Origin of the sequence: uncultured Agathobaculum sp. (assembly GCF_963927765.1) — a bacterium.
Classification (GTDB): Bacteria; Bacillota; Clostridia; order Oscillospirales; family Butyricicoccaceae; genus Agathobaculum.
Map to the genome: position 1 here is coordinate 1 of NZ_CAWVCU010000034.1, position 12,652 is coordinate 12,652.

At 60.7% G+C, this 12,652-nt stretch carries 15 protein-coding genes; 3 read left to right on the top strand and 12 right to left on the bottom strand.

Annotated elements, in window-relative coordinates; all coding sequences use genetic code 11:
• Window positions 1–15: 15 nt before the first annotated feature.
• From ABGT74_RS02275 to ABGT74_RS02305, 7 genes are all read right to left on the bottom strand, one after another.
• Window positions 16–969, bottom strand: a complete 954-nt coding sequence (locus ABGT74_RS02275) for an XdhC family protein (protein ID WP_346704289.1) — start codon at window positions 967–969, stop codon at window positions 16–18.
• A gap of 12 nt (window positions 970–981) precedes the next feature.
• Window positions 982–2,025 (bottom strand): ATP-binding cassette domain-containing protein, encoded by a 1,044-nt coding sequence (locus ABGT74_RS02280; RefSeq protein ID WP_346704290.1) that lies wholly within the window; start codon window positions 2,023–2,025, stop codon window positions 982–984.
• Complete coding sequence (gene modB, locus ABGT74_RS02285; RefSeq protein WP_346704291.1) at window positions 2,022–2,690, bottom strand: molybdate ABC transporter permease subunit; 669 nt, start codon at window positions 2,688–2,690, stop codon at window positions 2,022–2,024. Before modB ends, ABGT74_RS02280 begins: the two co-directional genes overlap by 4 nt.
• Before the next feature lie 67 nt (window positions 2,691–2,757).
• Window positions 2,758–3,603, bottom strand: coding sequence for a molybdate ABC transporter substrate-binding protein (gene modA / locus ABGT74_RS02290; protein ID WP_346704292.1), 846 nt, complete (start codon window positions 3,601–3,603; stop codon window positions 2,758–2,760).
• Window positions 3,604–3,681: 78 nt separating this feature from the next.
• Window positions 3,682–4,614, bottom strand: a complete 933-nt coding sequence (locus tag ABGT74_RS02295) for a molybdopterin-binding protein (protein ID WP_346704293.1) — start codon at window positions 4,612–4,614, stop codon at window positions 3,682–3,684.
• A gap of 1 nt (window position 4,615) precedes the next feature.
• On the bottom strand, window positions 4,616–5,584 hold the full coding sequence (gene moaA / locus ABGT74_RS02300; protein ID WP_346704294.1) for a GTP 3',8-cyclase MoaA: 969 nt from the start codon (window positions 5,582–5,584) through the stop codon (window positions 4,616–4,618).
• 2 nt (window positions 5,585–5,586) lie between these two features.
• A complete protein-coding gene (locus ABGT74_RS02305) occupies window positions 5,587–6,612 on the bottom strand; it encodes a molybdopterin-binding protein (protein ID WP_346704295.1) in 1,026 nt (341 codons plus the stop codon).
• A gap of 246 nt (window positions 6,613–6,858) precedes the next feature.
• On the opposite strand from ABGT74_RS02305, the gene ABGT74_RS02310 reads away from it, so the two are divergent.
• Both ABGT74_RS02310 and yqeB read left to right on the top strand, forming a co-directional pair.
• Window positions 6,859–7,215, top strand: a complete 357-nt coding sequence (locus ABGT74_RS02310; protein WP_346704296.1) for a hypothetical protein — start codon at window positions 6,859–6,861, stop codon at window positions 7,213–7,215.
• Between the two features lie 2 nt (window positions 7,216–7,217).
• Window positions 7,218–8,060 carry a selenium-dependent molybdenum cofactor biosynthesis protein YqeB gene (gene yqeB, locus ABGT74_RS02315; protein WP_346704297.1) on the top strand — a complete coding sequence of 281 codons (843 nt, stop codon included), beginning with the start codon at window positions 7,218–7,220 and terminating at the stop codon, window positions 8,058–8,060.
• A 34-nt stretch (window positions 8,061–8,094) separates the two neighbouring features.
• Here yqeB and yqeC read toward each other — a convergent pair whose 3' ends face one another.
• From yqeC to yedE, 4 genes are read right to left on the bottom strand one after another with little or no spacing between them, the layout of a single operon-like run.
• Entirely contained in the window at window positions 8,095–8,796 is a 702-nt protein-coding gene (gene yqeC / locus ABGT74_RS02320; RefSeq protein ID WP_346704298.1) for a selenium cofactor biosynthesis protein YqeC, read from the bottom strand.
• A gap of 3 nt (window positions 8,797–8,799) precedes the next feature.
• On the bottom strand, window positions 8,800–9,042 hold the full coding sequence (locus tag ABGT74_RS02325) for a DUF3343 domain-containing protein (protein WP_346704299.1): 243 nt from the start codon (window positions 9,040–9,042) through the stop codon (window positions 8,800–8,802).
• Window positions 9,039–9,251, bottom strand: a complete 213-nt coding sequence (locus tag ABGT74_RS02330; RefSeq protein ID WP_346704300.1) for a sulfurtransferase TusA family protein — start codon at window positions 9,249–9,251, stop codon at window positions 9,039–9,041. The genes ABGT74_RS02325 and ABGT74_RS02330 overlap by 4 nt, the downstream gene beginning before the upstream one ends.
• The gene (yedE, locus tag ABGT74_RS02335; RefSeq protein WP_346704301.1) at window positions 9,248–10,339 is read right to left on the bottom strand and encodes a YedE family putative selenium transporter; all 1,092 of its coding nucleotides are present in this window, start codon (window positions 10,337–10,339) and stop codon (window positions 9,248–9,250) included. The genes ABGT74_RS02330 and yedE overlap by 4 nt, the downstream gene beginning before the upstream one ends.
• A gap of 127 nt (window positions 10,340–10,466) precedes the next feature.
• On the opposite strand from yedE, the gene ABGT74_RS02340 reads away from it, so the two are divergent.
• Window positions 10,467–11,618, top strand: a complete 1,152-nt coding sequence (locus ABGT74_RS02340) for an aminotransferase class V-fold PLP-dependent enzyme (protein ID WP_346704302.1) — start codon at window positions 10,467–10,469, stop codon at window positions 11,616–11,618.
• On the opposite strand, the gene selD is transcribed toward ABGT74_RS02340, so the two are convergent.
• Entirely contained in the window at window positions 11,605–12,642 is a 1,038-nt protein-coding gene (selD, locus tag ABGT74_RS02345) for a selenide, water dikinase SelD (RefSeq protein ID WP_346704303.1), read from the bottom strand. The two genes, ABGT74_RS02340 and selD, sit on opposite strands and share 14 nt — an antisense overlap.
• Window positions 12,643–12,652 lie beyond the last annotated feature (10 nt).

The window sequence follows — 12,652 nt, forward strand, 5'->3', positions numbered from 1 at the left end:
TTCGGCTCCGAAAATTCAGTGAGTGGAACGCCATGCGATCAGCTGCGCGGCAATAGAAACAGCAATTTCTGCTGGAGTTTGCGCGCCGATCTCTAAGCCGATGGGCGTGATGATGCGCTGCTGCGCCTCGGAGGAAAATCCCTCCTGCGCCAGCGTGCAAAACAGCGTTTCCCGTTTGCGGCGGCTGCCCATCAGGCCGATATAACTGGCCGGGGTGGACAGCGCATAGCGCACGGCGTCTGCGTCGCCCTCATGACCGCGCGTCATGATGCAGAAGCCATCTGCTTCTGTGGGGCGCAGTGTGCCCGTGAGCGTTGCTGTAAGTTCGGTCAGGGGGAGGGCCAGTGTCTGTTCCGCATGAGGGAAACGGGCAGGGGAGCAGAATTCTGGACGGTCATCGATGACGATGTGCCGGAAGCCCAGCCGATGCAGCAGCGCGCACAGCTCATGTGATACATGTCCGCCGCCGATGACAAACACCCGCCCTGCGTCCGCCAGACGTACACACAGCACGTCTTTGCCGTTTCGTGATAAAACAGTTGGCCGTGCTGGCAGTGTGTCATCCTGCGCGATATGGGGCGTCGTACCGTCCAGCGGCAGACACAGCCAGACTGGCGTTCTGTGCTGCAAAGCGGAAAGCGCTGCACGCAGCGGCGCGGGATCGGTCAGTGGGGTGAACAGCACTTCGGTCGAGCCGCCGCATATCATGCCCAGACTGCCCGCTTTGCGGTTATCCAGTTCAAAGCGCATAAGGCGGCCGCAGGCGGGCTGTGCAGCGGCAAGTTCCAGACAGCGGTGTTCCAGCAAGCCGCCACCGATCGTGCCGCACAGCAGCCCTTGCGTGCCTGCCAGCAGCATTGCGCCTTCCTTGCGTGGTGTCGAACCGGTCGCGCGGGCGACAGAAACCAGCAGGACAGGGCGACCTTGCTCCATTTCGTGCAGGGCGGTGGTCAGCAATTGCTCAAACATGGTTTGTCCTCCTTATCGGGTCAGCAGCAATACGTTTTCCGGCGCGATGCCTAACATATCGGGCAGCACGGCGGGCTTGCGGTCTTTGGGCATGCGCCACCACAGGGGCGGCGTGGTTTCGTCCTGCTCTGCATAGCGGAACAGTAAAATCCACTCGAAGGGTTCTTCCAATTCTCCCACCCATTGCACGTTTGCACGGTTGGCGGCAGCGCGGGCGTGGAAATAATGCGCACGCAGACCGATGGCACACAGATCGTCCGGCACGGGCTGCGCGGAAGTGAAGCACAGTTCCCATGCGGGTGCTTCAACCGTCCGCTCGTCGATTTTTCGGGCGGGGGTGATGTTTTTGCAGCCTGTTAGACGTGCGGCGGCCTCACTGCGTGGGTCGGCAAAAACGGCCTTGGTTGCGCCGGCGCGCACGATGAGGCCGTCCTCCATCACGCACAGCTGTCCGCACAGGTGATAGGCTTCGTCGCGGCTGTGCGTCACCAATACGGCTTGTCGCCCATAGGAGCGCAGCAAGTTGAGAAACTGCGGCTGCAATTGGTCGCGTAGATGGCTGTCCAGCGCGGAAAAGGGTTCGTCCAGCAGCAGCAGGCGCGGTTCGTTCACCAGCATGCGCGCGAGTGCCACACGCTGCGCCTGTCCGCCAGAGAGCTGCGCCGGACGCAGCTTTTCCAGCCCCTCCAGCTGCATCATTTCGATCATTTCGCGCAGGCGGCGCTGCCGTACACCAGCATCACGTTCACGGTGCAGACCGGTTAAGATGTTGCGCTCGACCGTCAGGTGCGGAAACAGGGCGTACTGCTGGAACAGATAACCCACGCGCCGCTGCTGCGGTTTGAGATTGATACCACGCGCGGAGTCAAACAGCGTTTCGCCATCCAGCACAATGCAGCCGCTGTCCGGCGTTTCCACACCCGCGATGCATTTGAGTGTCATGCTCTTACCGCAGCCGGACGCGCCCAGCAGACCGGTGACAGCGTTTTCCGCATCAAAGGCAGTTTCCAGCACAAAATCACCGAGTTTTTTGCGGATATCCACATGCAGGCTCATGCGTGGCGGACCTCCTTTTGTCGACGTTCCAACAGGTTGACGGTCAGCAGCACCGCTGCCGAAATGGCAAGGTTGACCAGCACCCAGAGAAAGGCGTGATAGTCGTCACCTGTGCGCCAGAGTTGATAGACCGTGGTCGAGATGGTGGCAGTCTTGCCGGGCGTGTAGCCGATCAGCATACTGGTCGCGCCGTACTCGCCCAGCGCACGCGCAAAGGCAAGCACCACGCCCGCGATGATGCCTTGACGGCAGGCGGACATGCGGATGCGCCAGAAAATATAGGTATTGGACAAGCCGAGCGTTTGTCCGGCTTGGGCAAGCGTCGGGTCAAAGGCCTCGAACGCGCCGCGCGCGGTGCGGTAGAGCAGGGGGAAGGCGACAACGGATGCCGCGATCACGCCGCCGTACCACGTCATAACGAACTTGACGCCGATTTGCTCGAGTGCGATACCGAGTGGACGGCGGGAGCCGAACAACAGCAGCAGAAAATAGCCCACAACAGTCGGCGGCAGCACAAGCGGAAGAGTGAGCACCACATCGAGTACGCCTTTCAGCAGGCGCGGGAGGCGTGCCGCATAATAGGCTGCGGCAATGCCAGTGAAAAACACAATGATGCTGCTCAGCGCTGCGATGCGCAGCGAGTTAAAGAGCGGGTACCAGTCCACGGGGGAAAATCACTCCTTTTGCAAACGGGGCAGGGCACGCGCCCCGCCCCGTCTGTGTTGTTGGAAATCAGGAAACCGGGGAGAATCCCACGGACTCGAATACAGTCATCGCCTCGTCAGTCGAGAGATAGTCGAGGAACGCCTGCGCCTGCTCCGGGTGTGCCGAGGTCTTGAGCACCGCGGCCGGATAGATGACCTGTCCGCACATATCGGCGGTCGCCTCGTCCACAACGGTCAGGCCGTCGCTGAATGCATCGGTCGCATAGATGATGCCCGCGTCTACGCTGCCCTCGCGCACCTGCGTGGTCACTTCCTTGACGTTGGTGCCGTAGGTGAGGCAGCCTGCACTTGCCAGCGCCGCTTCGTCCAACCCGTAGAACGTCAGAATCTTCTGGGTGTACTGTCCGACCGGCACATCGCTGTAGCCCATTGCCAGCAGGATATCGCCCGCCTGCAAGTGCGCGGCGAGTGAATCAAAGCTGTCGATGCCCTTGGGGTTGCCCTCGGGCACGGCGAGCGTGACCTTGTTTTCCAGCAGATTGAGGCGGCTGTCCGACTGCACGAAGTCCAGGCCTTCGGTATTGACCGATGGGTCTGCTGCCGCGTCCAGCTGGTCCATCTGCTTCTGTGCCGCAGAAATGAACACGTCACAGTCCGCGCCCTCCTGAATCTGGGTCTTGAGTGTGCCGGAGGAATCAAAGTTGAAGGTCAGCGTCACGTCGGGTGCGACTTTTTTGTAGTCCTCTGCGATTTGCTCGAGCGTTTCGGTCAGGCTTGCTGCCGCAAAGATGACCAGTTCGGTTGGCTCACCGGTGTCCGATTCTGCCGAAGCGTCCGTTCCGCCGCCGGACGAGCAGGCGGTCAGGCTGATCGCCATACACGCGGTAAGCAGCCCTGCAAGTAGTTTTTTCATGGTATTTCTCCTTTGTCCCATCTTTCAGGGACGTTATATTTTCAACCTGCCGGCTTTACGGCGCAGTCGAATCAAAGGTCAGCGGGCGCAGTCCATCCGCTCGCCGCGCAGCAGCGCGTGTGCGTGCGGAAGCTGGTCCAGAAAAACATCCATGCACTCCATGCAGGCCTTGGGGCTGCCGGGCAGGTTAATGATGAGCGTCCGCCCGCGGACGACGCTGACGGCGCGTGTCAGCATCGCGCGCGGGGTGATACGCAGACTGGCCGCGCGCATGGCCTCCGCAATACCGGGCGCAAGCCGCTCGGCAGCGTCCAGTGTTGCCTCGGGCGTGAGGTCACGCGGGGAGAATCCTGTGCCGCCCGTGGTCAAAATCAAGTCGGGTTGGCGCTGATCACACAGTCGGATGAGTTCTTTAGCCAGTCCTTCGCGGCCGTCGGGCAGGACAAGTTGCTCGATCACAGTATAGCCCACCTCTTGCAGCCGCGTCGCGACGGCAGGGCCGCTTTCGTCCTGCCGCTCGCCCGCAGCGCAGCGGTCGGACAGGGTGATGACGGCCGCCTGCAAGGGCAGCGGCGCTTCGCGCGGCTGGATGGTCATTTCGTCGCCAGCCGCAATGCGCCCACCCTCAAGCACGCGTGCGAAAATCCCTTCGCGCGGCATGATGCAGTCGCCCATCTTGTGAAAAATCGCGCAGTGATGGTGGCAGGCCTTGCCGATCTGTGTCACTTCCAGCAATACATCGCCGCAGCGCAGCAGCGTGCCGACCGGCAGCGTGCGAAAGTCGATGCCATCGACCACCAGATTTTCCCCGAACGCGCCGGGCGCGACATCCGCGCCGCGCGCATTGAACGCGGCGATCTCGTCCGCGCTCAATAGGCTGACCTGTCGATGCCAGTCACCCGCGTGCGCGTCACCGTCCAGCCCGTGGTTTGCCACGAACAGCGCCGCGCCGCGGTCCTCTTTTTGAACGCCGCGCACTGCACTGGTGCAAACGGCGAGTACCTTTCCCATATTATCCTCCGATTTGGTTCATGGATTTGTGTTCCGTGATGTTTTCCTGCTGCGAAAAGCAGTGCGCGGCAGGTTTTTGCAAAATTGCTTCGCGGATGGCGTTTTGCAGCGTCGTATCGCCTGCACCACCGCGCAGCAGAGGGCGCAGCTCCACGCCCTGTTCGTAGCATAGGCAAGGCTTTAATAGTCCCGTGCTGGTGAGCCGCAGACGGTTGCAGCGATTGCAAAAGCCGTGGCTGACCGCGTCGATTAAGCCAATGCAGCCCTGCATGCCGGGGGCGCGAAAATACCGCGCCGGACCGTTGCCGCGCGGCTGATTGACCGGTGCAAGGTCAGGCCAGCGTGCGCGCAGCCGGTCGAGCACGGCGTCTGCGCGGATGGTTTGGCCGTTCTCATCTGCGCCCAGCGGCATTCGTTCGATAAACCGTACGTCTATCGGCAGCGTCTGCGCCAGTTCGGCCAACGGGATGAGCTGGTCGGCGGTTTCAGGCAGCAGCACAGCGTTGACCTTGGTCGGCAGGCGCGCAGCGCACAGGTGTACCGCGCGCAGCACCTCGTCTGCGGTGTGCGCGCGGCGGGTGAGCCGCTGATATTGCACATTGTCCATCGTGTCCAGACTGATGTTGACCCCGTCAAGCCTTGCAGCGCACAGTTCGTCCAGCAGAGGCGGCAGCAGCAGACCGTTGGTGGTCAGTGTGACCTGACGGACGCCGGACAGCGCTTTGAGATGCCGAATAAAGTCGGCACACCCCCGCCGCACCAGCGGCTCGCCGCCCGTCACTTTGAAACGGTCTATGCCGAGCGAGACCGCTGCCGATGCGATGCGCAGCAGCTCTTCATAGCGCAATAAACTATCGTGCGCAGTGGGTGGAACGCCTTCCTCCGGCATGCAGTAGCGGCAGCGCAGATTGCAGCGGTCGGTGATGGACAGGCGCAGATAGGTGATATCACGTCCGAATGGATCCAGCATCGTTATACGCCCTTGCCGAAGCCGCAGTTGGGGAAGTGGCAGACTTCGCAGTTCAGGCACAGCCCGCCGTGGCCAAGTCCCGCCAGCCATTCTGCGGTGATTGGCACATCGGCCAGCAGACGTGGCAGCACAAGGTCAAAAATGGTACGCTTTGCGTACATCACGCAGCCCGGAAGGCCACAAACCGGCCGCCCATCCGGCAGATAGGACACAAGAAACATGGCACCGGGCAGGACTGGCGCGCCGTAGCTGACGATCTGCGCACCTGCTTGACGGATGGCAAGCGGGGTGCGGTCGTCTGGGTCGACGCTCATGCCGCCCGTGCAAAAGATCATCTGCACGCCGTCGTCTGCCATTTTGGTGATTGCAGCGGTGATTTCGTCCGGGTTGTCACCGCAAATGATGTGTGCAGCCATTTCACAGCCATATTCGGCGAGTTTTTGCTCCAAAACGGGTGTAAATGCATCCTCAATCAATCCTTTTGCCACCTCACTGCCCGTGGTGACCACGCCGAACGAACGGGGACGGAAGGGGACAAGCTGCAAGAGCGGCATAGCGCCTGCGGTTTGACGCGCCCGCTCCATCTTTTCCTTTTCGATGACAAGCGGAATGACGCGCGTGCCGCACAGCTTGTCGCCCTTTTTGACCGGGAAGCCACCCGCGCGGGTTGCAATCATCATTTCACCCAGCGCGTTGACTGCACGCAGACGCTCCACATCGACCAGCAGCAGGCCGTCCTCATCTGCAATCAGCTCAATTTTGCCCTCTTTGGGGTCGGTTGCATGCATGTGTGCACCCTGACACAGCGCGCGCAGGATGTCCGCTGCATCGTTTTCGTGCAGCATGCTTTCGTTGTTCTCCCAGATGTAAATATGCTCTTTGCCGACGCTCAGCAGCACCGGAATGTCCTCCGGCTGGATGATGTGTCCCTTGCGGAATACCGCATCCTTGGTCACGCCCGGAATGATCTGGGTGATATCATGGCACAGGACTTGCCCGACCGCGTCCTGCGTGCGCATCAGTTTCATGATAAGCCTCCAACAGTAAAATGCGGATTGCAGATGCAATCCTTGCTATGGTAAAATTGTATCATATTTGAACACAGGCAAGCAACCGCGAATCGTTCTGCAGGGGCGGTCAATGTTGCCAAAGTTTTTCGTTATATTTATAAAAGTTCAACGAATGTGTGCAAATAGGACAGTACTTTTGTGGATTGTGTTTTGTTTGTTTGGGAAATGATATACTGCATGCAGTGAGGAAAGGAGACGGCGCAAATGGAGCAGCCGCTGAAGGTGCGCGCAAGCCTGCGCATTGTGCGCGAGGACAAGCTGTTCGGCCCGGGGGTGGCGCAGCTGCTGGAAGGAGTTGAGCAGTTTGGTTCGCTGCGGCGCAGCGCGGCGCGCATGGAAATGAGCTACAACAAGGCGTGGAGCGTGGTGCATGGCTGCGAGGAGGCGCTCGGCTTTGCGCTGCTCGAGCGGCGTATCGGCGGCGCGGGGGGTGGCGGTGCGGTACTGACCGAAAAGGCCAAAGCGCTGCTCGCGCGCTACCAAGCATTTTCTAAGCAGGCGCACGAAGTGCTCGACGAAATGGCGGAAGAATATTTTGCAGATCTTTTGGATGGACGGTGACCATGATGCAGAAACAACCTTGGATATTGGTGCGGGGTGCAGGTGATTTGGCGACCGGCGTGATTGTGCGGCTGCACCGCTGCGGTTTTCGCGTGGCGGTGACCGAGTGCGCTAACCCTTCCGCAATCCGGCGGCGCGCGGCGCTGTGCGAGGCGGTCTGGCAGGGACAGGCGACGGTCGGGGGCGTGACCTGCCGGCGTGTGGCGGACGTAGAAGATGCTGTGCATGTATCGCAAGTAGGTGAGGTGCCGCTGCTGGTGGATGAACGCGCGGCGTGTGTGTCCGTGTTGCACCAGGCGGCGGTCGTGGACGCAATTCTTGCCAAGCGCAATCTGGGGACAAACCGCGCTATGGCGCCCATCACGGTCGGTCTGGGGCCGGGCTTTACCGCGGGGGAGGATGTGGACGCGGTGGTGGAAACCATGCGCGGGCATCATCTGGGACGCGTGATTTTGCAGGGTGCCGCGATTCCTAACACGGGTGTGCCGGGGGTGATCGCGGGCTATGCGGCCGAACGTGTCATCCACGCGCCTGCATCCGGCGAAATGACCTTCGTGCAGGATGAAAACGGGCAGACTGTTGACATCGGCGCGCTGGTTTGCAAAGGACAGGAAATCGCGCGTGTCGGTGGTGTGCCGGTGCTGGCGACGATTGATGGTGTGCTACGCGGTCTGATTCGCGCGGGTTATCCGGTGACGGAAGGACTGAAAATCGCGGACATTGACCCGCGTCCCGAACAGGTGGCTTATTGCGATACAGTGTCCGATAAGGCGCGCGCCATCGGTGGCGGCGTTGTCGAAGCGCTTTTGCTGCTCGCACGGGAAAAGAAAATGCAGCTACTGTGAAACGAAAAAAGAACGGGCAAACGCCCGTTCTTTTTTATGCTTCAGAGAAAATCCAGCGATACAGCAGATTTGGGTCACTGTGCAGGCTGCCGATACGGCAGTCCAGACCGTCGGCGCGAAGCGCCTGTACCGCGGGTTCCGCCATGGCGGAAAGTGTAGGCGTGTCCGCCTGATTGAGCAGCACACGCAGCTTTTCTGGCGGTAAGCCGCAGGCTGCGGCAGTTTCCCGCACACAGTACAGCAGTTCCGGGATGCCGACAAGTTGTTCTGGATTCACAGCCCAGTCCGGACACAGCGCATAGCGATGCACCACATCCCGCACCGGCTTGCCGAGTGCGGACAGTCCTGCAATGATCAGGCACAGATCGGTCTGCGGGGCAAGCACTGGCTCGTCGGCGCGATGCAATTTGAGCGGCAGGCGGTGCGCGCCGTCCGCTTCACACAGCACGAAATCGGATGCCGCCGCTGCCTGTGTGAGCAGGGCGGGAGAGAGAGCGCATAGCTTGCCGCCTTCGGCTTGTCGGCCTGCGCAGACCGCGCCCGGCAGAGTAAGCTGCAAAAGCAATTCTTCGGGCGTGGGATCCATTAAAAAAGTACAGCAGTCCGGCGGCGGGACGGGGAACATATGGGTCGTGGTGGTCGCCAATACGCGGCGGGATGTCAGCGCGCGGGCGAGAGCACGCAGCGCGGTCGTTTTGCCGCCCGCACCGACGATAGAAATGAATTTCGGCTGCATTTCTCAGTCCTCATTCTGCCACAGCAGACGATAGCTGCCGTCCTCGACAGCATAGAGCGCTTCCGCATCCGCAGCAAGCAGGTCACGGCAGTCGGCTTCGGATGAAAAGCGCACGCAGGTGCCGCAGGACGAACTGAGTACACGCGGCACGGGCTGCATTTTCGCTTGGCAGCCGGCGTTTTGCAGCGCCTGAAAGCTCAGCATTGCGCTCAGATGTGTGTGGAAGGTCGCAATAAACTCGCTCATGCCTTTTTGGTTAGTGTCAGGGCAAACTCTTCGTCGCCTGTTTCGCGGGATGCCGCTTCGTAGCCGTTGTTGTTTGCAAAGCGGGTGATGTTTTCCACCGCGCACGGGTCGTCAACCAAAACTTCTAGCTTGTCAGGTGCGTTTTTCTTGACTTCCTTCTGCACCATGACCACGGGCATGGGGCAGGAATAACCTCTTGCGTCGATCATTTTGTTTTCTCCTCCCGGTGTAAATTTGCATAAGAAATCACGGCAAGCAAAATCAGGCCGATCACGATGCCGATGCGGCCGGCCTGCGCCACACCGCCTGCGGTGAATACGCCGTCGGTCATCGCGTCCGCATTGCCTGCCATGCCGAAGTTATGCGCGAGCGCCGCACCGACCAGCATGCCGAACACGGTCAACGCGCTGTCGCCGCTGCCCTCTCCGGCAAGGATCAGCTGACGCAGCGGGCAGCCGCCCAGCAGCACCGAGCCCCAGCCAGCCATGGCCATGCCGAGGAAGCTCCACACATAGTCATGGTGCGCGACCGGCTGTACGGCAAGGGTGGGGTTAAAGTTACCCAGCACAAGGTTACCGACTAGAACAGTCACGAAAATGGCGATAAAACCGGTCAGCAGGTGAAAATCACGGAACAGGAACACGTCGCGCAGACCGCCCGCCATGCACAGGCGGCTTTTCTGTGCCAGCACGCCGACGATCAGACCGCCTGCCAGTGCAATCAGCCAAGGTGCATGGCTTGCACCCGGACCTGCCTGCGAAAAACGGATGAAGGACGGCGCGAGAAGCAGCAGCGCCAGCACGGCAATCATAAAGCCGGGCAGCACGAAGCCGTCCGCTTTCTGTACTTTGCGTGCGCGGCCGAGCGAAAAGCCTTTTTTTAGACATAGCACGCCCACGCCGATGCCCGCGGCGAAGCCGACAAGGCCTGCAATGGCGGTCACGTCGCCGCCGCCTAGACGCAGCATCATGCGCAGCGGGCAGCCGAGGAAGGCCAGTGCGCCGACCATGACGATCATGCCCAGCACAAAGCGCAGAGCGGGCGCAGAGCCGGCGCGTGCGCGGAATTCCTTGCCCGCAAGCGCGGCAACCGTCGCGCCGAGGACAAGGCCGACGATCTCCGGGCGCAGATACTGCACCTTTTCCGCGCTGTGCAGACCAAGACTGCCCGCGATGTCACGGAGGAAGCAGGCGATACAAAAGCCCATATTGGCGGGATTGCCCGCCGCCGTGAGCGCCAGCGCCGCAAGGCCGACGATCACACCGGTGAAAATCACCAGATATTTGTTTTTGTTCATGTGAATCTCCTTTGGTTTGTGAAATGTATGCTGCAACAAGGCTGGTTTTACATTTGCCCGGTCCTGTGTTACACTGATGAAAAAGTATGCGGACAAAGTGCTCCGCAGACGTCGGGAGGAAAATGCCATGCATTCGGTTTATCTGGACAACGCTGCGACCTCGTTTCCCAAGCCGCCTGCTGTTGCCGCACGCATGCGGGAATATGTCGATCAAATCGGCGCGAGCGTCAACCGAGGTTCATATGCATCCGCGCAACAGGCCGAGCTGGTCACGCTGCGTTTGCGGCAGCGTTTATGCGAGCTGTTCTCCTTTTCCTCCGTGCCGCATGTGATCCTCACGCCGGGCAACACATGGGGGCTGAACCTGCTTTTATTCGGTACACTGCGGTCGGGCGACCACTGTCTGGTGTCCGCAATGGAACACAATGCGGTCATGCGGCCGCTCGGACAGCTTGCCAGCCGCGGGGTGACGTTCGACCGCATCCCGTGCAACCGGGAAGGACGTTTGCAAATAGACAAGATAGAGTCACTGCTGAGGGAAAACACCCGTTTGGTACTGCTCGCACACGCGTCCAATGTGTCCGGCACGGTGCAGGACGCGCAGACAGTAGGGGAAATCTGCCGTGCGCGCGGCATTCCCTTTGCGCTCGACGCCGCACAGACCGCAGGACATGTGCCGATTGACTTTGAGACGCTCGGGTTGAGTACGCTTTCTGTCCCCGCGCATAAAGGCTTGCTTGGCCCGCAGGGCATCGGCGCGCTGCTGCTGCGGCCGGACTTCGCGGAAACACTGGAGCCGCTGGTCAGCGGCGGCACAGGCAGCGTGTCGGATTCCGAGGAAGTCCCGGCGTATTTTCCAGACCGTCTGGAACCGGGTACGCCCAATCTGCCGGGTATTTTTGGCTGGGAAGCTGCGCTGGACTATTTGCAGCAGGTGACCGTTGAGGCGGTTCAAACGCACGACCGCGTGTTGTCTCGGCGCTTTCTGGACGGGCTGAGCACTATTCAGGGCGCAGAGCTTATTGGCCCGGACACGGCAGAGAACCGCGTAGGCGTGTTCAGTCTGGATTTCCCGGGAAAGGACAATGCGGAGGTCGCGGTATCGCTCGAAGAGCGCTTCGGCATCCTCACGCGCTGCGGCCTGCACTGCGCGCCCAGTGCGCACCGCACGCTTGGTACGTTCCCGCGCGGAACGGTGCGTCTGTCCTTCAGTTGGTTTACCACCGAAGTGGAAGTTGACTGTGCGCTCGAGGCAATTGCCGCCGTCAGTGGAGAATAATGCGGGCTGCTCCTGCGAAATCCGAAACCGTTCCGATGCGCCGCGCATCCGGGACGGTTTTTTGCAGTTCAGCTGCGAGCGCGTCCGCGTCTGCGGCATCGACTGCGATCAGCAGACCGCCCGAGGTCTGCGGGTCGTACAGCGCGTCCTGCACTTCGAGTGGTATGCCGTCTGAGGAAACGAACGCTTCTGCATATTTGCGGTTGCGGTACATGCCCTCGGGCAGAATCCCCATGCGGGCAAATTCCAGTGCTTCGGACGGAATAGGCAGTGCGGAAGCGTCCAGCTCGATCTGTACGCCGCTGCCTTGTGCCATTTCCAGCGCGTGACCGAGCAAGCCGAAGCCGGTCACATCCGTGCAGGCATGCACACGGAACTGCACCATCGTATCACGCGCAGCCTTGTTGAGTGTGGTCATGCGCGCAAAAACGGCATCCAGTACGTCGGGCGGGCACAGGTCTGCTTTCGCTGCTGTCGTCAGGATGCCCGCGCCGAGCGGCTTAGTCAGAAACAGCGCGTCGCCCGGCTGTGCGCCTGCGTTGGTCAGGATTTTGTCCGGATGGACAAAGCCTGTCACACACAGACCGTATTTGGGTTCTTCGTCCAGAATGCTGTGACCGCCCGCGATGACTGCTCCGGCCTCATAGACCTTGTTGTAGCCACCGCGCAGCAGGTCGTGCACTGCGCTGTCGGGCATAGACTTCGGGATGCAAAGCAGGTTGAGCGCTATGCGCGGCTCGCCGCCCATAGCGTACACGTCTGATAAGGCGTTGGTCGCTGCGATCTGTCCGAACAGATACGGATCGTCCGCGATGGGCGGGAAAAAGTCCACGGTCTGCACAAGCGCGAGGTCATCCGATACCCGATAAACCGCAGCGTCGTCACTTTTGTCAAAACCGACCAGCAGATTTTCGTCCGTGCGCACGGCAAGGCCGTCCAGCAGACGGGCAAGCGTGCCCGCGCCGACTTTCGCACCGCAGCCCGCGCAATTGGCGAGCTTGGTGAGTTTGATTTCCTGTTCCATAGACCGCTCC